Annotated in this window: 17 protein-coding genes, 1 tRNA gene and 1 pseudogene; 10 read left to right on the top strand and 9 right to left on the bottom strand. The window is 70.0% G+C overall.

Going from position 1 to position 18,773, the window contains the following annotated elements; genetic code table 11:
- Positions 1 to 20 precede the first annotated feature (20 nt).
- Positions 21 to 94, top strand: a tRNA-Met gene (locus M7D61_RS01730).
- Positions 95 to 365: 271 nt separating this feature from the next.
- Positions 366 to 1,430 (top strand): hypothetical protein, encoded by a 1,065-nt coding sequence (locus M7D61_RS01725; protein ID WP_298226963.1) that lies wholly within the window; start codon positions 366 to 368, stop codon positions 1,428 to 1,430.
- 126 nt (positions 1,431 to 1,556) lie between these two features.
- On the opposite strand, the gene M7D61_RS01720 is transcribed toward M7D61_RS01725, so the two are convergent.
- The 5 genes and pseudogenes from M7D61_RS01720 to M7D61_RS01700 all read right to left on the bottom strand — a co-directional run bounded on the left by M7D61_RS01720 (position 1,557) and on the right by M7D61_RS01700 (position 3,094).
- Positions 1,557 to 1,691, bottom strand: a complete 135-nt coding sequence (locus tag M7D61_RS01720; RefSeq protein WP_298226961.1) for a hypothetical protein — start codon at positions 1,689 to 1,691, stop codon at positions 1,557 to 1,559.
- Positions 1,666 to 1,968, bottom strand: a complete 303-nt coding sequence (locus M7D61_RS01715) for a type II toxin-antitoxin system RelE/ParE family toxin (RefSeq protein ID WP_298226959.1) — start codon at positions 1,966 to 1,968, stop codon at positions 1,666 to 1,668. Before M7D61_RS01715 ends, M7D61_RS01720 begins: the two co-directional genes overlap by 26 nt.
- Positions 1,965 to 2,195, bottom strand: a complete 231-nt coding sequence (locus M7D61_RS01710) for a hypothetical protein (protein WP_298226957.1) — start codon at positions 2,193 to 2,195, stop codon at positions 1,965 to 1,967. Before M7D61_RS01710 ends, M7D61_RS01715 begins: the two co-directional genes overlap by 4 nt.
- Positions 2,196 to 2,290: 95 nt before the next feature.
- Positions 2,291 to 2,627, bottom strand: a pseudogene (locus M7D61_RS01705) (AarF/UbiB family protein); the annotation flags it as partial.
- A gap of 215 nt (positions 2,628 to 2,842) precedes the next feature.
- A complete protein-coding gene (locus tag M7D61_RS01700; protein WP_298226955.1) occupies positions 2,843 to 3,094 on the bottom strand; it encodes a hypothetical protein in 252 nt (83 codons plus the stop codon).
- Positions 3,095 to 3,390: 296 nt separating this feature from the next.
- Here M7D61_RS01700 and M7D61_RS01695 point away from each other — a divergent pair, with 296 nt between their 5' ends.
- Complete coding sequence (locus tag M7D61_RS01695) at positions 3,391 to 3,513, top strand: hypothetical protein (protein WP_366083706.1); 123 nt, start codon at positions 3,391 to 3,393, stop codon at positions 3,511 to 3,513.
- A gap of 50 nt (positions 3,514 to 3,563) precedes the next feature.
- Positions 3,564 to 3,851 (top strand): antibiotic biosynthesis monooxygenase, encoded by a 288-nt coding sequence (locus tag M7D61_RS01690; RefSeq protein ID WP_298226953.1) that lies wholly within the window; start codon positions 3,564 to 3,566, stop codon positions 3,849 to 3,851.
- A 264-nt stretch (positions 3,852 to 4,115) separates the two neighbouring features.
- On the opposite strand, the gene M7D61_RS01685 is transcribed toward M7D61_RS01690, so the two are convergent.
- Together M7D61_RS01685 and M7D61_RS01680 are read right to left on the bottom strand one after the other, a co-directional pair.
- The gene (locus M7D61_RS01685) at positions 4,116 to 5,819 is read right to left on the bottom strand and encodes an AarF/UbiB family protein (protein WP_298226951.1); all 1,704 of its coding nucleotides are present in this window, start codon (positions 5,817 to 5,819) and stop codon (positions 4,116 to 4,118) included.
- Between the two features lie 37 nt (positions 5,820 to 5,856).
- A complete protein-coding gene (locus M7D61_RS01680) occupies positions 5,857 to 6,426 on the bottom strand; it encodes a PadR family transcriptional regulator (protein WP_298226949.1) in 570 nt (189 codons plus the stop codon).
- Between the two features lie 159 nt (positions 6,427 to 6,585).
- Between M7D61_RS01680 and M7D61_RS01675 the strand changes: the two genes are divergently transcribed.
- From M7D61_RS01675 to M7D61_RS01650, 6 genes are all read left to right on the top strand, one after another.
- Entirely contained in the window at positions 6,586 to 7,188 is a 603-nt protein-coding gene (locus tag M7D61_RS01675; RefSeq protein ID WP_298226948.1) for a TetR family transcriptional regulator, read from the top strand.
- A 72-nt stretch (positions 7,189 to 7,260) separates the two neighbouring features.
- Positions 7,261 to 9,969 (top strand): InlB B-repeat-containing protein, encoded by a 2,709-nt coding sequence (locus tag M7D61_RS01670; protein ID WP_298226946.1) that lies wholly within the window; start codon positions 7,261 to 7,263, stop codon positions 9,967 to 9,969.
- Positions 9,970 to 10,202: 233 nt separating this feature from the next.
- Positions 10,203 to 11,138 carry a nitrilase-related carbon-nitrogen hydrolase gene (locus tag M7D61_RS01665; protein ID WP_298226944.1) on the top strand — a complete coding sequence of 312 codons (936 nt, stop codon included), beginning with the start codon at positions 10,203 to 10,205 and terminating at the stop codon, positions 11,136 to 11,138.
- Between the two features lie 65 nt (positions 11,139 to 11,203).
- Entirely contained in the window at positions 11,204 to 12,217 is a 1,014-nt protein-coding gene (locus M7D61_RS01660) for an agmatine deiminase family protein (protein WP_298226971.1), read from the top strand.
- 187 nt (positions 12,218 to 12,404) lie between these two features.
- The gene (locus tag M7D61_RS01655; protein WP_298226942.1) at positions 12,405 to 13,349 is read left to right on the top strand and encodes a hypothetical protein; all 945 of its coding nucleotides are present in this window, start codon (positions 12,405 to 12,407) and stop codon (positions 13,347 to 13,349) included.
- Positions 13,350 to 13,509: 160 nt separating this feature from the next.
- On the top strand, positions 13,510 to 14,970 hold the full coding sequence (locus M7D61_RS01650; protein WP_298226940.1) for an HNH endonuclease signature motif containing protein: 1,461 nt from the start codon (positions 13,510 to 13,512) through the stop codon (positions 14,968 to 14,970).
- A 128-nt stretch (positions 14,971 to 15,098) separates the two neighbouring features.
- Here the strand turns inward: M7D61_RS01650 and M7D61_RS01645 are convergent, their stop codons facing one another.
- Together M7D61_RS01645 and M7D61_RS01640 are read right to left on the bottom strand one after the other, a co-directional pair.
- Positions 15,099 to 15,857: an alkaline phosphatase family protein gene (locus M7D61_RS01645; protein ID WP_298226938.1), complete on the bottom strand. Its 759-nt coding sequence runs from the start codon at positions 15,855 to 15,857 to the stop codon at positions 15,099 to 15,101.
- Complete coding sequence (locus tag M7D61_RS01640) at positions 15,854 to 18,766, bottom strand: UPF0182 family protein (RefSeq protein ID WP_298226936.1); 2,913 nt, start codon at positions 18,764 to 18,766, stop codon at positions 15,854 to 15,856. Before M7D61_RS01640 ends, M7D61_RS01645 begins: the two co-directional genes overlap by 4 nt.
- Between the last annotated feature and the right edge of the window lie 7 nt (positions 18,767 to 18,773).

The raw sequence follows: 18,773 nt of genomic DNA, 5'->3' as shown, positions 1-18,773 counted from the left end.
GCTAGAGTTGATCCTTGTGCCGCGGGGTGGAGCAGCTCGGTAGCTCGCTGGGCTCATAACCCAGAGGTCGCAGGTTCAAATCCTGTCCCCGCAACGAAGAAAGTCCCGGAATCCCTAGGGTTCCGGGACTTTTGTTTGGGGCCGGATGCGATCGGCCCATCGCGATCCCATCAATTCGGGCTTGCTCGCGCTATCCCTGTTCGCGTCGTTCCGGGTCGGTTTCCGGTTGTCGCCGGGGCCGTGGGGATGTCTTCCGCACCTCCCCGGCATGGGAGACAACTCGAACCGGATGGGACCGGCCCCCACTGCTCGGACCGCAGAGCTAGGTGCCGAGTGCTGCACTTCTCGACCGGTACCGTGGGCTCATGGTCGAGCCGCGCGTGAGTCGAGTTGACGAGCCGCTACGCCCGCTCGTCCGGCTGCCTTTTGCCTCTGAGGTCGAGCTTCAACTTCTCTTGGCTGAACACCCCGGCCTGATTCCCGGAGCGAGCGATACTGCGGCGACCTGTCGGGAGTTTCCGACCGACTCCGGCCCCGTCGACGTGGTGGTGGTTGGCGGGGACGGGACCGTGACGATCGTCGAGACCAAGCTCGCGAGCAACGGTGAGATCCGCCGCGAGATCGTAGCCCAGGTCTTGGACTATGCCGCGCAGCTGGCGCAGCTTTCCTCCGCTGACTTCATCGCGCGGTGGGTTTCGCGCGGAGCCTCTCCGCTGCCTGCGGATGTTGTTCGTCCCCTAGCTGATCGTCTGTCTGCTGGCCGATTTCGACTCGTACTCGCCGTGGACGAGGTACACCCGCTGCTCTACGACATTGTCAGCTTCTGGAATGAGCGCCTGACTTTGGAGCTGTCGTTGGTCGTCGCCGAGTACCGGCGCTATCTCGAAGACGACCTAACCTTTGTGGTACCGACGATCTATGGCGAGCGGCTGCAGCGCGTGCCCGACCGGGCTGCCATCACGAGAGCGCCGACCAAGTCTTGGACGACTGACGAACTCACGACCTGGATTGCCGAACACGACCCTGGGGCCAGCGCAGCCACCGTTGAGTTCATTGCCGGCTCCCGCGAACTCGGCGCGCGCTGGACTGGCGGTAGCGGCGGCACGCCCGCCGGCCACTTCACTCTTGTGACGAGCGTCGTTCCAGAGGCCGCGCCCATCTACCTGTACACGTACCCAGTCTCCGGGGTGAAGGCCGAACTCAACTTCATCGACTGGACGAAGAAGCTGATTGACGAACCCTCCGCGATCGCCGCGGTCAACGAGCTCTTGGACGAACTCGAAGTGATCGCGGAGATCGCGCCGTATATCGCAAAGATTCGCCAGTCCGAATGGACTTCCCGACCAGGCGTGCCCCTTCGCGACCTCTCCCTCAAATCGGTGAGTGAGACCCTGCGCGCGCTGAGACGCTTCGTTGATCATCGTCAGTAGGGGCGACCGCAACACCGCCTGGAACGGCAACGGCGCAGTCATGACCAAGTGGGCGTGATGCGTCCGAAGGTGACCGATGTGTGGCGCTCGTTCCTAAGCGGGGAATGGAGGCCGGCGGAACGCTACTCAGAGGATCGGGAGCGGCCGCACTGGAATGTCCCGGTCGGCTATGACGACGACCGCGCCGGCGGTGAGGTCCGCCGCGTAGCGCAATGCCTCGGAGACGTAGGCCGGCTCAGAACCGACCATCGAGTCGAGCACGGTCTTGACGCTCGTGGACGATGGCGACGACGTCGATGAGTTCCTCGTCTTCGATGACGAGGTACCAGAGCTGGTACGGGAACACGTGCGTAACGACGTGGCGCAGACCGCTGTAGATGATCGGTGGAAGTTGCGGGCGCTCGATGACCCGGGCGATCGCGGCCTCGACTTCGTCCTGAAACCGGTGGACCTGGTGCGGCGCTTCAGAGAGATACCAGTCGATCGCGCGCACGTAGTCGTCGCCCGCCATGCGGCGGAGGCGGACCCGGTAGGTCACGCGGACTTCGTGGCCTGCGCGACCTTGGCCCGCATGCGGTCGCGGACTTCCGCCCAGAGGACGCCCTCTTCCGGGTGCGCTGTGGCCTCTGCGAGCCGGTCGTCGAGCAGCGCCGCCAGTTCCGGCGTGATCTCGACCGGCAGCGAGTCGTCGAGCGCGTCGCGGAGCTCGCGACGCGCGTCGGCGTCGAGGCGCAGCGCCCGCTCGAGAAGCTCCTGATCGACCATGCGCCCATGGTACCCACCGCCACCGACGCTCAGCCGGCCCGGCCGTGTCGGATGAAGGCGAACCGCCAGGCGGGGCGTGCGGCCTCGCCGCTGCGGGAGCCCGCGACGGGCGCCACGAAGATGTTGCCGGGGTGGGGATCGGCGTGGAAGTAGCCGAACCTGAAGAACTGCTCGAGCATCACATCGGCGAAGGCCGCCGCCACCTCGGACGGGTCGATGCCCGCCGAGCGCAGCCCGGCGACATCGTCGATCGTGATGGCGGTGGCATCCGACAGCGTGAGCACGCGGCGAGTCGTGCGCTCCCACACCACATCGGGCGCGGGGGTCGACGTGGCCGGCCCCTACGCGCAGCCGGACCAGCCATCCGGCGACCCGGCGCAGGGCGGCGAGATCGACCTCGACGATCGCCTGAATGCCCGGCCGCTTGCGGCGGCCAGCACGACGATCGCGGCAATAGCGCCGGTCAGCGCGGAGCGCCAGTTCCTTGTCGCCCCCGCGGCAACCACGATGGTGGTCGCCTCGACGGCCTCGACGAGGCACGCCAGGAAGACGGCCGCGAACAGGGTGACGTCAGCGAACGAACGGCCGTCGTCATAGCGATTGCTCGTGGGGAATAGCAGCGCATGTCCAGCCGCACCAGCCGCTCGTCATCCCAGGTAGTCGCGAAGCACGACGACTGCTTCGCGCCCGAAACGCAGCCGCACCCGAACCATCGTCACGGTGTCGCTCAGCAAAGCGAGCGCCTGCTCCGGAGTCAAGTGCGCAACCTCACGGGGAGGCGGCACGAAGCCACCTGGCACCCGATAGACCTCCACGATGCGCGGCTGAACGTGGGCGCCGCCGAAGTGGGCCCGGGCGTAGTGGGCAGCATTGCGTCGAGCATCGTCGAGATCCGCCATCACGCCTCCCCACCGAACTCGGCACGTGCTGTTTCCCCAGCGCGATCCCGGCGTGGGAGAAACAGCAACTGCCTTACCTCAAGTTTCAGCCCCACCATCTCAAGAAATCGCCAAGAAGACCGACACGACTGGGTAAGCGGGTCGGCGGTGGGCCGCAACTACGTTCCTTCGCCCAGCCACGCGGTATGGCCTTCTCGGGGCGGATCGGGTATTGCCGCTGACGGTTCTATCGAGCCGGCTAGGAGGCAATCGACAGGTTCACCTCGCTGTCTGTCGTCCTCGGTGCAGTGGCCGTCATGCTCGGCTTCCCGCTTGCGCACCCGGTCATCGGTCTGCTCATCGCGGGCTCGATCCCGCAACTGCGCTGGGTCACCCTCCGCCCGCGCAGACGCATCCGTGCACCGCACACCCAGAGCTGACACGCAATTCAACGGTGTAGAACCGAATCGCCCTCTGAAAGGAAACTGCGATGTCCGTAGTCAAGATCAACGCCCTCCACGTCCCCGAAGGCGCCGGAGCCGAAATCGAGAAGCGCTTCAGCGCTCGCGCCCACGCCGTAGACGGTCAGACCGGATTCGAGGGCTTCCAGCTGCTGCGCCCGGTCTCCGGCGAGTCCCGCTACTTCGTCGTCACCACCTGGGCCAGTGAGGCCGACTACCAGAACTGGCGCACCGGCCAGGCCGCCTCCCCCCACGGCGGCCAGAACCCCGTCGCCAGCGGAGCCGACCTCCTCGAATTCGAGACCGTCGAACTCTGAAGCATCTGACGCGGAAACCACCACGCTCGATGTCAGCACCATCGAGCGCACCCCGGCCCTCCGCGGGGTGAGAGCAACGATCGAGTCCAGGGGCGTACCGGACGCGGGAGCCGGTCGACCGTGCCGCGCGTCGCCTCATGCAGAATCCGACCCTGTCGTCATTCGCGCCAGGGTCGTCGTTCGCGCCAGGTGAGGCAGACGATCACCGCGCCCAAGAGCGAAAGCGCGGCGACGCCGCGCCGCGCCCCCGTGCGGCAGCCGCCGTCACCGTCGCCGTTCTTCTCGGCTCGAGCCGCCGACCAGGGCATAGACCAGCGGCAGCGCGGAAACGCACATCAGCACGATGCCGAGCGGGGCTGCGTGCGGGATGAGCAGAATGCCGCCGATGAGGAATCCGGCGAACAGCACCGCCCCGACGCCGCGGCGGACGAGCTGTTCGAGGCGAATGAGGCGGCGATCGATCCCGGGGCTCGCGAATGTGACCGCGCCGTCGTTGACGCGGGTGACGAGCGCGTCGATCCGCTGCGGCAGGCGCAGGGCGATCCCCGCCATCGACACCGCCTCCCTCGCGGCGGCCACGATGGTGTTGCCGCCTTCCTCACGCAGCAGCCGCGCCGCGTAGGGCTCGACCGCGTCCCACATGTTGAACTCGGGGTTGATCGAGCTGCACACCCCTGACGTCACCGACATCGAACGGAACAGCAGGATGAAGTTCTCGGGCACCTGGAACGGCAGCGAGCGCACCACCGCGGTGAGCTCCTTTCCGAATTCGCGGAACTCGCGCTGATCGACCGTCCGCAGCTGCGCGAACCCCATACCGCCGAACCGGTCGAAGAGCTGGACCATCGCCCGTTCCAGCTCGACTGTGTCGGCGGTGGGCAGCAGGAACCCGACATCCTGGATGCTGGCGACGAGGCCGTGCCCGTCGCGCGAGGCGACCGCGAGGAGCAGCCGGCGCAGGCCGTCGCGCATCGTGTCGGGGACCTCGCCCATCATGCCGAAGTCGATGAAGTTGAACCGCCAGGCGGGGCGTGCGGCCTCGCCGCTGCGGGAGCCCGCGACGGGCGCCACGAAGATGTTGCCAGGGTGGGGATCGGCGTGGAAGTAGCCGAACCTGAAGAACTGCTCGAGCATCACGTCGGCGAAGGCCGCCGCCACCTCGGACGGGTCGATGCCCGCCGAGCGCAGCCCGGGGACATCGTCGATCTTGATGGCGGTGGCATCCGACAGCGTGAGCACGCGGCGAGTCGTGCGCTCCCACACGACGTCGGGCACGGCGACGCGAGGGTCATCCGCGAACATCTCCCGGAATCGCTCGGCGCCCGCCGCCTCGTGGAGGTAGTCGATCTCTTCCAGGCTCGTCGCCGTGAACTCGGCGAGCAGGGCGCGGGGGTCGACGTGGCCGGCCCCTACGCGCAGCCGGACCAGCCATTCGGCGACCCGGCGGAGGGCCGAGAGGTCGACCTCGACGATCGCCCGGATGCCGGGCCGCTGCACCTTCACGATGACCTGGTCGAAGCCATTGTCGGCGGCATCCGCCGCGGCAAGGCGAGCGCTGTGCGCCTGACCGAGGGATGCCGCAGCCACCGGTGCCTCGACGAACGATGCGTACGCTCGCTCGAGCGGCACCATCAGCTCGGCCTCGGCGAGCTGCCGGATCGCCGGGAAGGGGGCAGCCGGCACCTCATCCTGGAGGCCGGCGAGCTCCGCCGTGATCTCGGGAGGCAGCACGTCGAGCCGGGACGACAGGAACTGCCCGACCTTGATCATCAGGCCGCCGAGGTCGACGGCGAGCACGCGGAAGCGCTGCGCGACGCGGACCAGCCGCGCCGTGCGCCCGCGCGCCGCGAAGCGCGCCAACCCGATGCGCGGCAGGATGACCTCGTACCACCAGCTCTGCATGATGTAGCGCCCCGCGAACCACAGGATGCGACGGTAGCGGGCGCGCCCGTCCCCGGCGTCGGGCATCGGACCCTCGTCAGGGCCGGGTGCCGGTGGCATCCGATCAGTCCTGGGCGAGGATCGAATAGAGCTTGCGACGGGTCTCGTCGAGCACCGTCACCGCCTGTTTCACCTGCTCGGGCGTGCCGGTGCGCCTGAGCTGCGCGGCGGCCTGCGCGAGCTCCATGGCGGCCTTGGGCAGCGCGCCCATGCCGGGTAGGTCGCGCGGGCCGGAGGCCTCCCACGGCGCGGCGCGGTCGGCGGAGGCGTCCGCCTCGGCCTGCCCCGCCTCGGTGAGCGAGTAGGTCTTCCGGCCGTCCCCTTCGGCCGCACTGATGAGGCCTTCGTCGGCGAGGAGCTGCAGCGTCGGGTAGACCGAACCCGCGCTCGGCTTCCACGCGCCGCCGCTGCGCTGCTCGATCTCGGCGATGATCTGGTATCCGTGCATCGGCTTCTCCGCGAGGAGCGCGAGAACCGCGGCGCGCACGTCGCCGCGCGCCATCCGCGGTCCGGCGCGGTGCTCGAACTTCGCGCGCAGCTGATCGAACGCGTCGGCCAGCGGCTGACCGGAACCGGCACGCCCACCGCCGAAGCCGTGGGATCCGAAGCCCCCGCCTGGGAATGAACTGCTCATGACGACCTCCTTGGTCTTTGAGGCCCCAGTGGACCCCGACGACATATCACGATATATCGCTGAGCGACGTGCACCCTGGGAGTTGCCCCTCAGCGCCCAGAGCGCCGTGCTCAGCGAGGGCTCGGCGGGCTCGCAGAACCCGTCGCTAGGGTGGGGCGCATGACCGAGGTCGTCGCGCACCGTCGTGGGCGGCCTCCCGCCGCCGAGCAGGTCGACAACCGGGCGGTCATCCTGCGCGCGGCCCTCGAGGAGTTCGCCGAGCACGGCTACGACGGCACGTCCCTGCGCGGCATCGCCCGCCACGCCCAGGTCGACCCGGCGCTCGTGCACCACTACTTCGGCGACAAGAGCGAGCTCTTCAGCACGGTGCTCGGTGCGGACGGAACGGTCGACCCGGCCTTCCTCGCGATCCTCGACGGGCCCCGGGAAACCCTCGTCGGCGACTACCTGCGGTTCGTGCTCTCGCTCTACGAAGACCCGGCTCAGCGCGAGCAGATGACCGCGCTGCTGCGGGCGGCGATCGGCACCAACGAGATGGCGCACCTCGCGCGGGCCTTCGTCTCGAGCGAGGTCAATGCCCGGTTCGCCGCGATCGCCGCGGGCCCGGACCCCGCGTTGCGCGCCGACCTCGTCTCGACGCAGCTGCTCGGGCTCTTCGTCGCGCGCTTCGTGTTCGCCGTCGAACCGCTCGCCTCGGCATCCGTCGACGATCTCGTCGCCCTCATCGCACCGACGATCGAGCGGTACCTCTTCGGCGAATGAGCGCCGGCCCTGCCGGCGTTGCGAAACATTCGATGTGTTGCGAACGCCTCGCCATGCCGTAGATTTCCTCACGTGCTGACTTCTCGTCGGCGGCGGCTGACCCGCGCCGCCTCAGCCGGCCTGCTCGCGCTCGGGCTCGCCGCGATGCAGTTCGCCTTCGCGACGCCGCGCGCGTACGCGGATACGAACGTCTCGACGTGGAGCGGCCTGCAGGACGCCTTCAGTCACGCCCCAAGCAGCCCGATCACTCTGGCGCAGGACATCACCGGCGTCGCCGGCCAGAGCCTCGCCGTGCCGTGTCACGGCAGCGTCACGCTCGACCTCAACGGCCACACGCTGAACGTCGACGCCTCCACCACCTACTATGCGGCGGGCATTCGCGTCGTCGGCGCCGGGACCGCCCTCACCATCGAGGACACCAGTGCCGCACACAGCGGACACCTCATAGCGCGCGGCGGGGGGACAGGCATCAACAACGGCGGCGCCGGGATCGGTGCGCCCGGCGCGACCTCGGATGCCGGCGCGTCCATCACCATCACCGGCGGAACCATCACAGCGTACGGCGGATATCAGGCCGCGGGCATCGGCGGCGCGAACTATCCCGGCGGCGACGTCACGATCACCGGCGGAACGGTGACCGCTGTCGGCGGCGACGACTTCGGCACCGGCATCGGCGGCGGCTGGAGCAGCGCTAACCTCTCCAACGGCGGCGGAACCCTCGCCATCCACGGCACTCCATTCGGCACGGTCGCCGCAAACGGCGGCAGCGTCGGATTTGGCGTCGGGGCCGCGGCCGGAGCGACAATCAGCGTTCTGCCCGATGCGGCGCAGCACTTCACCTCGGCATCGTGGCCCGGCTATTTCACGATCGCCTTCGGTCACGTGCTGAGCTTCGACACCGGCGGCGGCGACCGGATCGACCCGGAGTTCGTCGCCCAGTCGGCGAATACCGCCGCGCCGGCCCGTACCCCTACACTCGCTCACCACACGTTCGGCGACTGGTACACGGACTCCTCCTTCACGACACAGTTCAACTTCGGCACACCGATCACCGCCGACACGACCGCCTACGCCCAGTGGACGACCAACCACTACCCGGTGACGTTCGACCTCAAAGGCCACGGCGCACCGATCACCGGCGAATCCGTCGAATACGACCACCACGCAACAACCCCGACCGCCCCCACCGAGACCGGCTACACCTTCGGCGGCTGGTACACCGACAGCGCCCTCACCACGCCCTTCGACTTCACCCCAACCGTGACCGGCCCCCTGACCCTCTACGCCCAGTGGACGACCAACCACTACCCGGTGACGTTCGATCTCGGCGAGCACGGCACCGCCATCCCCGGCGAGTCCATCGAATACCGCGACCACGCGACAGCCCCGCCCGACCCCACCGAGACCGGCTACACCTTCGGCCGCTGGTACACCGACAGCGCCTTCACCACGCCCTTCGACTTCGAAAACACATCGATCACCGCCGACACGACCCTCTACGCGAAGTGGACGGCAATTCCCGTACCAGCACCCGCGCCGACGCCAAGCCCGACGCCCAGCCCAAGCCCGACTCCGAAACCCGCTCCGGGCCCGAAGCCCGTCGTATCGCCTGCGCCGTCGGTCACCCCGGCAGCGGCGGTGGTCATCGCTCCAGCGCCATCCGCCACCCCGACGCCGACCCCCTCCCCGACGCCGACCCCCGCGCCGCCGAGCGCGACACCGACGCCGACTCCCGCGCCCGCCATCGTCACCCCGCCGACAGGCGGCAACGCGCCGCCGAGCGCGGTGACGGCGAAGCTGCCGAGCGTGCAGAATGTCGCCTCCGACATCGCCCTGCACCCCGAGCACCTCGCCTTCGAGGCCGCCGCCGGGCTGGTGTGGATCCTGCTGCTCGTCTTCGTCGTGCGCACCCTGGGCGAGGCGCTGCGGCACCGCTACCTGCACTGGTCCGAGAGCACGGCCAAGCGGCATCCCGGCCTGGCGCGACGGTTGCGCGGGCTGGTCGGCCTGGTCGAGGGTCCGCGAGTGCTGACGCTGCTCGTCAGCGTCGTCCTCACCGCCGTCATCATGTGGCTCGTCGAGCCATCGCAGCAGGGATCCGCCGTCGCCGTTCGCATGCTCGGCTCCGTCCTCATCGCGGTCGTCGCCACGAATCTGCTCACCCGCGCGCTCGCTGCGGTGCTCGGCCGGATCTTCTGGGGCGTCCGGATGACCGCGTTCGCGTCCGGCTGGGGACTCGTCATCGGCCTGCTCGGGCTCGCCATCTCGCATATGGTGCAGTTCGTGCCGGGATTGCTCGAGCCGTCCACCATCCTGCTCCACCACCACGACGACACGCCCCCGCGTCACGCCATGCGGGTCGAGGCGCTGCGCGGCTGGCTGGCGATCGGGCTCGCCGTCGGCGCGTGGTTCGCGCTCGCGGCCGTGCCCGCTGAGGGAAGCTGGCAGACGCTGCTCTGGCATGACGCGCTCGTGCTCATGGCGGTCGGCGGCATCTTCGGTCTCTTCACCGATCTCATCCCGCTCCCGGCGCTGCTCGGCGGCGGGCTCTGGGCGCACGCCCGCAGCCACTGGGTGGGGCTCTCACTCGTCACCGCGACCGCCTTCGCCGTCATCGTCGTGCCGCACTCGAGCAACTGGCTCGAAGTCGGCGACGTCGGCCGGTGGATCTCCATCGCGGTCGTGGCCGCCCTCGTCGCCGTGGTCGGGATCGTCGTGATCAACTGGCAAGCCCACCGCGAGCTCGCGCAGCAGCAGCCCGCGCCCGCCGACGAGGCCTGAGCCGCGACCCAGGGCCGTACGGCACAGGATCGGACGACCCAGGGCCGTACGGACCCAGGGCCGTACGACTCAGTGCAGGCCGGTGACCTGCGCGGCGTAGGCGGCAGCCACGTCGACGGTCGACGGATTCCACGGGATCAGCCAGTCGGACACCGGGCCATCCTCTCCCGCGGGCAGGCGGCGGGCGTGCCGCCCGGTGGGACGGCGCCGTCGGGGTATGAGAGCATCGCGGCATGCAGGTCATCACCGCGGCCGCACTCGAGCCCTACCTCAAAGCGGATGACGCGCCCCGCCCGAGCGTGCGCGTCGCCCTGGTCCAGCACCGCTGGCTGCCCGACCCCGGCGCCCTGCAGGCGGAGCTCGCCGAGGGGATCGCCGCCGCCGCGGCCGCGGGCGCGCAGGCCGTCTTTCTCGCCGAGCTGACGCTGTCGAAGTACCCGGCGAACGTGCGGGCATCCGGCGCCCCCAAGCACGATGCGGAAGACCTCGTCGCCGGCCCCACCTTCGCCTTCGCCGCCGCCCAGGCGAAACTGCACGGCATCGTCGTGCACGCGAGCCTCTTCGAGAAGCCGGCCCCCGACGACGAGCCGCACGACCCGCGAGGCTACAACACCGCCATCCTCGTGTCGCCGGCCGGAGAGCTCCTCGGTCGCACCCGCAAGACGCACATCCCCGTCACCGCCGGCTACTACGAGGACACCTACTTCCGGCCCGGCCCCGCGATCGACCCGTATCCGGTCTACCCCGTCGAGGCGCTCGGCGGCGCGAAGCTCGGCCTGCCCACCTGCTGGGACGAGTGGTTCCCCGAGGTGAGCCGCAGCTACGGCCTCGCCGGCGCCGACGTGCTCGTCTACCCCACCGCGATCGGCTCCGAGCCCGACTTCCCCCGCTTCGACACGGAACCCCTCTGGCGGCAGGTCATCGTCGCAGGCGGCATCGCGAACGGCCTGTTCATGGTCGTGCCGAACCGCTTCGGCGACGAGGGCGGCATCACCTTCTACGGCTCGTCGTTCATCTCCGACCCGTTCGGGCGCGTGCTCGCGCAGGCACCGCGCGACGAGGCCGCCGTGCTCGTCGCCGATCTCGACCTGCGCTCGCGCGCCGAATGGCTGACACTGTTCCCGTTCTTCGCGACGCGCCGCCCCGACACCTATGCGGGACTCCTGTGACCGAGGACGAAGAGCGCGCGGCCGAGGAGCGCGCCGTCGCGGCCCGGACCGCTCCGACGTATCGGATGCCGCCCGAGACGGACCGGCACGAGCGGCTCTGGATGGCCTTCCCCGTCGCCGGCTACACGCTGGGCGAGACGGATGCCGAGGCGGCGGAGGCCTACGCCATGTGGTCGGATGTCGCGAACATCGCGAGCGAGTTCGAGCCGGTGACGACGGTCGTCGACCCGTCGCAGCTCGCCGCGGCGACGAAGCGGCTCAGCCGCCAGATCGAGGTTCTCGTCGCCCCGCTCGACGACGCCTGGATGCGCGACATCGGGCCGACGTTCGTGCGCGACGCCGAGAGCGGTGCACTCGCCGCGGTCGACTGGGTGTTCAACGGCTGGGGAGCGCCGGCGTGGTCGACGTGGCGAAAGGATTCCCGCATCGCCCGGTTTGTCGCCGAGGCGGCGGGCGTTCCGGTCGTAACGTCCGACCTGGTCAACGAGGGCGGGGCGATCCACGTCGACGGCGAGGGCACCGTGCTGGTGACGAAGACCGTGCAGCTCGACCCGCACCGCAATCCCGGCTGGACCCGCACCCGGGTCGACGCCGAGCTCGAGCGCACCCTCGGCACGCCGAACGTGCTGTGGCTCGAGCGCGGGCTGACCCGCGACTACGAGGACTTCGGCACCCGCGGCCATGTCGACATGCTCGCGACGTTCGCCGCACCCGGGCGGGTGCTCGTGCACGTGCAGACCGACCCCGGCCATCCCGACTTCCCGGTCACCGCGGCCAACCGCGACCTCCTGGCCACGCGGTCGGACGCCGCCGGCCGGCCGTTCGAGGTCGTCGAGCTCCCGGCTCCGCCGATCCTGCGGGATTCCGAGGGCTTCGTCGACTACAACTACGTCAACCATGTCGTGGTCAACGACGGGGTCATCGCCTGCGCCTTCGGTGACCGGGCCGCCGACGACCGCGCCGCCGGAATCCTCGCCGAGCAGTACCCCGGACGCCGCATCGTGCCCCTCGACGCCCGGCCGCTCTTCGCCCGAGGCGGCGGAATCCACTGCATCACCCAGCAGCAGCCCGCGCTCTGACGTCGAGATCGCGGGATCGACCGTCCGCTGCGATGCGCGCACCGCGGTCGACGATCTCACGCTCGCCATCGAGCACGGCGAGATCTTCGGCCTGTTCGGCTCAATGGCGTCGGCACGATGCCGGCGGCCGCCATCGGGGTGCGCTGGTTCCGCTGGGATTCGCGGTCAGGCGGTCTAAGCTGCCCGCGTGATGAGGCGGACTCGGATCGTCGCCGCGACCGTCGCGGCACTTGTCGTCGTGGTCGTGGCGGGGTGCGCTTCGCCGAGCGGAGCGCCGAGCAGTCCCACACCGCCTCCCGTGGCGCAGGTGCAGAGCGCGGTCGACTGCACTGCCTCGCTCTGGCAGGTCCTCGGCCAGGCCGGCCCGGCGCCGACCGCCGCGCCCGGCACGATGCCGCCAGGGTTCGGCCCCGTCGCCGCGGTGATGTGCAGCATGACGTCGGTGACGGATTCCGCCGGCCAGTGGTCCGCGATCAAGGAGACCCGGTACACCGGTGACCTCGGCGCACTGATCGCCGCCCTGCACGAATCTGATGACGTGCCGCCGGTCGGTGCGGCGTGCCCCGCCATGGCGGAGCTCCCGCCCGCCCTCTGGCTCGTCGATGCGAGCGGCGCGGCGATCTGGGTCCGCTATCCGAAGGACGGGTGCGGCTTCTCGAAGAAAGATCCGGGCATCGCGCTGGCGGCGCTGTCGGCGACCGATCTCAGCGTAGTCAAGGTGCAGCTCGTCACGCCGAAGGCCGCCATCGACTCGACGTGCGCGACGGGCTGGAAGCTCATGCCGCCGTCCGCATACCCGCCCGCGCCGGGTGACAGCGTCTCGGCGGCGAGCACGGCGGAAGTGTGCCGCTACCGCGTGTCCGGCTGGTCGCAGGATGACGGCGCCGGGGTCTTCGAATCCGGTCGCGTCCTCAGCGGCGACGACGTCTCGACGGCGTGGAGCCTCGCGACGAGGGGTGCCTCGGCACCGCCGTGCACGACGCGGGCGACCGAGTTCGGCATCCTGCAGTCCGCCGACCCGAACGGGGGCGGCCCCTTCTACTGGGTCGAGCTCGACGGCTGCCGGCGCGTCTACCCGCAGGGCGGCCCGGCCTATCGGGCGCCGGCCGCGCTCATCGCGCTCTTCGGCTGAGCTCGCGCTCCGAGGCGCGTCGGGCGAAGTCGGGCGATCGAGGCGAGGCGAGGCGCCTCATCGCGGGAAGTCTTCCTCCACAAGAGGATATAGGATCTATATTCTATCAACATCAGCTTTTCACGTCCCCAATGTCGGTAGTTAGTCGTATTTTTGTTCTATGAAATCCAGTGGCATCCTCGACGCCGTGACCGCTCTGGTCGCGAGCGCGTCGGCTGCGCTGCCAAGCGCTGAGACGGTGGCCGGGCTTGCCGACGACGCACTCATCGAGCTGCAGCGCGTCATCGCCGCGGGCGAGACCGTATGGGCCAAGGCCGGGGCGACCGCGGCGGCCCAGATCGCTGCGCGCTCGGCGCGCACACTCGGCCACTCCGGCCTGGCGCAGCGCAACGGCTACTCCGAAGCGTCGAAATTCGTCCAGTCCCTCACCGGGTCGACGATCGGCGAAGCGCGTCGGCTCGTCGCGACCGGCGAACTGCTCGCGGGCGCCGGCGGATTCGAACTGAGCGACGCACCCGGTGCCGAGTCGGCCGATGCGATGGGGCCGACCGGCCCGACCGCCTCGTGGGGCGCCGTGCTCGCCGACGCTCTGCGGTCAGGCGCGCTGACGCTCGCCCAGGTCGACGCGGTGCGCTCCGAACTCGGCGCCCCGTCCGGCGGTCCGGCCGGCAGCCCGCCGACCGTCGATGACTGCGCACGCTGGGCCGATGCCGCACGCGTCCTGGTCGACGGCGCTTTCCGGTTCGGCCTCACCGCCGAGGAACTGCGCAGGGAGGCCCGGCGAGTCCGCGCGCGGCTCGACGCGGCGGCGATCGAAGAGCAGCGACTCGAGCGGCTCGCTGCGCGCTCCTTCCGATCGTTGCGGCGCGGCGATGGCATGACTCAATACACGATCGTGGCCGACCCCGAGTCGGCGGCGGTCATCGACAGCGCAATCGACGCCGCCCTCTCGCCCCGCCTCGGCGGCCCGCGCTTCGTCGAAGCAGGCGCGCGCGCTGCCGCCGACGAGCTCTCCGCCGACTCCCGCTCGCGCGAGCAGCACGCCTTCGACATTTTTCTGGCCCTGTTCGCCGCCGGCGTCGGCACCGACGGCACGGTGATGCCCGCCGAGGTCTCGGCCGAGGTGCGCATCCTTGTCACCCGTGGCGAGCTTCAGCGGGCGGTGACGGACACCGGCGCGGGCATCGCTCACATCGAGGGCCAGACTCACCCGATTGGCGCCCGGGCCGTGCTGCGCCACCTCTGCTCGGGCCGGTTCGTCCCCGTGCTCTTCGACGAAAGCGGGCGAGCGCTCGATGTCGGCAGATCGCGACGGCTCTTCGCGGCGAGCCAGCGCATCGCGCTCGCCGCCCGCGACGGCGGCTGCATGTCTCCGGGGTGCGACCGGCCGCCTTCGCAGTGCGAAGCGCACCACATCATCCCTTGGTCCGAGGGCGGCGGCACGAGCGTCGACGACGGCATCCTGCTGTGCCGGTTCCACCACCTGTCGCTTCACAACTCCGACTCGCGGATCGAGCGCGACAATCACGGCGTCTACCGACTGCACCGCGCCTCGACGGGCGAGGTGATCGAGCTGCGCAGCAAGTCGGGCGCGCTCGGCGACCTGCTGCAGACCGGCTGAGGGCGCGCTCGAGGCGCGCGCACCGGGCCGCACCTCGCCTGCTCGAGCGTCGGCGACGGCATTGCCGGTCGGCAGCGGCAGCGGCAGCGGCAGCGGCAGCGGCAGCGGCCTTCAGCGCAGGGCGACCCTCACCGCAGGGCGGCCAGCGCGTAGTCCTTGACGCGCGAGGAGTCGAGCGAGTCCCACCCCGCCACGCGCCGGTCGCCGGCGAACCACACCGTCGTCTCGGCCGGGGTGCGGCCGCCGTGCCCGCCGCGGCCGTCGCGGTGGCCGTGGTCGGTCGTGATGAGCACGGTCCACTCCTCGCGCGGGCTCAGCGCGGCGAGCAGCCGGCCGACGAGGGCGTCGACGTCCTCGAGCGCGTGCCCGTAGCGTTGCCCCACCCCGTGCCAGTGCCCGGCCATGTCGACCTGGCCGAGGTAGACGAACGCCGCGGCCACATCGCCCGCGGCGAGCGCCCGCTCGGCATCGGCGACGACCGCCTCGTCGGCCTCGACCCAGGACTCGAGACTCGCGACCCGGCGCCTGGGCACGTAGACCGGCCCGGCGAGCAGCGGCCCCGCACCTGCGCGCAAACCGATGACCGGCCAACTCGCGGCGGCGTAGACCCGCTCGTCCGGCCGGTCGAGCTGGACCGCCTCCAGGAAGCCCGGATGCCGGGCGAGTCGACGCGACCGCAGCCAGTTGCGCCGGATGCCGTGCCGATCGGCCCACACGCCCGTGAAGATCGTCGCCCACTGCGCCGCCGACATCGTCGGGTTGACCGGCGGGATCTGCGCCGCCGTCAGGAACCCCGATGCCGCCACCGCGTCGATGTTGGGCGTCGCGGTCGCCAGCAGCGTGTCGTACCGGACGCCGTCGACGCCGATGAGCAGGAACCGGCTCACTTGCCGGAGTTCTCGGCGGCCACCGCAGCCTGGATCGCCGCCTGCAGCGCCGCCTGCGCGTTGCCGTACGCCGTCCAATCGCCGTTCTTGAGCGCCGCCTGCGCATCGGAGAACGCCTGCTGCGCCGCGGCGAGCGCCTTCTGCAGCGCCGCATTGGAACCGGTCGGGGCCGTCGTGCCCGGCGTCGTGGTCCCCGGCGAGGTCGTCCCCGGCTTCGCCACGCCCTGGTCGCCCGCGCTCGCGCCGGAGTTCCCCCCGAAGAGCTTGTCGAGGGCGGCATCCAGGGTCGGCTCCATGGCGATGTTCTCGCCGAAGGCGACCATGACCTCCTGCAGCTGCGGGAAGCTCGTCGTGCCCTTCGACTGCACGTAGACGGGCTCGACATAGAGCAATCCCCCGCCGACCGGAATCGTCAGCAGGTTGCCGTAGACGACGGCGGTGGCGCCGCCCACCCGCAGCACGTTGAGCTGGCTCGAGATCGTGGAGTCGTTCTCGAAGTTCGCCTGCACCTGCCCGGGCCCCGGCACGTTGTCCTCGGCCGGCACGTCGAGCAGGCGCAGCGTGCCGTAGTCGGGTGCGACGGTGCCGGCCGTCGTCCCGGCGTCGGAGTCGACGGCGAGATAGCCCTTGAGGACGCTGCGGCTCGTCGACCCGGCCGAGGAGGCGGGGATGTACGTCGAATACAGCGAGTAGGTTGGCGACTTCTGGCCGGGCACCTGCATCGTGAGGTAGTAGGGCGGCTGCAGGCTCGACGAGTCGACCGTGCGCGGATCGTCCGGGACCTTCCAGGTGTCCTCGCCGAGGAAGAACTGCCCCGGGTCGGTGACGTGGTAGTTCGCGAGGATCGCGCGCTGCGTCTTGAAGAGGTCCTCGGGGTAGCGCACGTGCGACATGAGATCCCCGCTCATGTCGGAGAGCGGCTTCACCGTCGTCGGGAACACCTTCTCCCAGGTCTGCAGCACCGGATCGTTCGGGTCCCAGGCGTAGAGCGTCACCGCGCCGGTGTAGGCGTCGACCGTCGCCTTCACCGAATTGCGGACGTAGTTGATCGAGTCCACCGGGTACTGCTGCGGCAGCGTCTCCGAATCGGCGATGTCGGCCGAGTAGCTGGAGCGCATCGAGTACGGGTAGTCGTTGCTCGTCGTGAATCCGTCGATCAGCCAGACCAGGCGACCGTCGACGATCGACGGATACGGGTTGGAGTCGAGCGTGAGGTACGGCGCGACCTTCTGCACCCGCTGGGCCGGGGCGCGGTCGTAGAGGATCTGGGAGTCGGCATTCACCGACGTGGACAGCAGGATCTGCTCGCTCTGGAACTTCAGCGCGTAGGCCAGCCGGTTGAGGAAGCTGTCGAGCTTCGGGCCGCCGTTGCCGCTGTAGGTGTTGTAGGTCGCCTGCGCGCCGTTGCCGCCCGCGGGATAGTCGAGCTCGATGGGCGGCGAACCCGCCGCCGCGCCGACGATCGAGTAGGCGGGCATGTTCTCGCCGAAGTAGACGCGCGGTTCGTAGGTCGGCAGCGTGCCCGCCGTCGGAATGCCGCCCTCGAGGAACACCGGCTTGCCGTCGGGCTGCCGCGAATTGCCCGCCGCCGCGACGAGGCCGTACCCGTGCGTGTAGACGAGGGTGTCGTTGAACCAGTTCTGCGAGTCGCCGAGGGCGCTCTGGTCGATGGAGCGCACCGCGGTGACGGTGTCCTGCACCTTGCCCGCGATCGAGTACCGGTCGACGTCGAGCACGTCGGGGAACTGGTAGTACTGCTTGTACTGCTGCAGCTGCCCGAACGCCGGGCTCACCACTGTCGGGTCGATGATGCGGATGCTCGCCGTCGTCTGCGCGTCGGTCCGCAGCGCCCCGGGCGACGCGGTCGTCCGGGCCTGGTACGTGGATTCCGTGACGTCGGAGACCCCGTACGCGGCGCGGGTCGCCGTGATCGCCTTCTGAATGTACGGCGTCTCCAGCGTCTGCGCGCTCGGCGCCACCTGCAGCTTCTGAATCGCCCACGGGTAGATGGTTCCGATGACGAGGGCCGCCACGATGAGCAGGCCGACCCCGATGAGCGGGTAGCGCCAGCGCCCGATCACCGCGGCGACGACGAAGAGGGCCGCGACGAACACGGCGACGCCCGCGAGGATCGTGCGCGCGGGGACGGTGGCGTTGACATCGGCATAGGCGGCACCCGAGATGAGGCCGTTGACGTTGGAATCCGTCACCGTCGAATACCGGTCGAGCCAGACGCTGCCGGCCTGGACGAGCAGGTAGACCGCTGCGATGACGGCGATCTGGATGCGCGCCGACTTCGCAATGCGCACGTCGCGCCCGTTCACCCGGATGGAGCCGTAGAGGTACGCCACCGCGATGGTCGCGAGGAAGCAGATGATGAGCACCGCCGACGCGAACGCCACGATCGAGTGCAGGAACGGCAGCGTGAACATGTAGAAGCCGTCGTCGATGCCGAACTGCGGGTCCTTGACGCCGACCGGGGTCGCGTTGACGAACATCGCCGCCTGCTGCCAGCGCACGCTCGACGCGATGCCGGCGAAGAGGCCGAAGACGATGGGGACGACCCACATCGCGAAGCGCCGGAGCGGTTCGACGACCTGCTGGTAGCGGTCGAGCTGCGCGCTCAGCTTCGCGTAGACCGGTCGGAGCCGGTGCGCGAGGTTGATGGACAACCAGAGGGGCACCCCCATGCCGAGCACGCCGACGAAGAACATGCCGATGCCCCAGCCCCACTCGGTGAAGAGCACCCCCGAGAACCCGAGCTGCTGGTACCAGAGCACGTCGGCGTAGAGGCCGGCGAAGACGAAGAACGCGATGACGACCACGACGACGGCCACGACCGTCAGCCAGGCGATGAGGAACCCGCGTCGATGCGGTGTCATCGGATGCGGCGGCGAGGCGGTGGTCACGGGGCCA

This window comes from Gryllotalpicola sp. (assembly GCF_027352875.1).
In the GTDB taxonomy this organism is placed as follows: Bacteria; Actinomycetota; Actinomycetes; order Actinomycetales; family Microbacteriaceae; genus Gryllotalpicola.
Note: the sequence above shows the minus strand (reverse complement) of the source record. Positions and strands in the feature narration are given on the sequence as shown.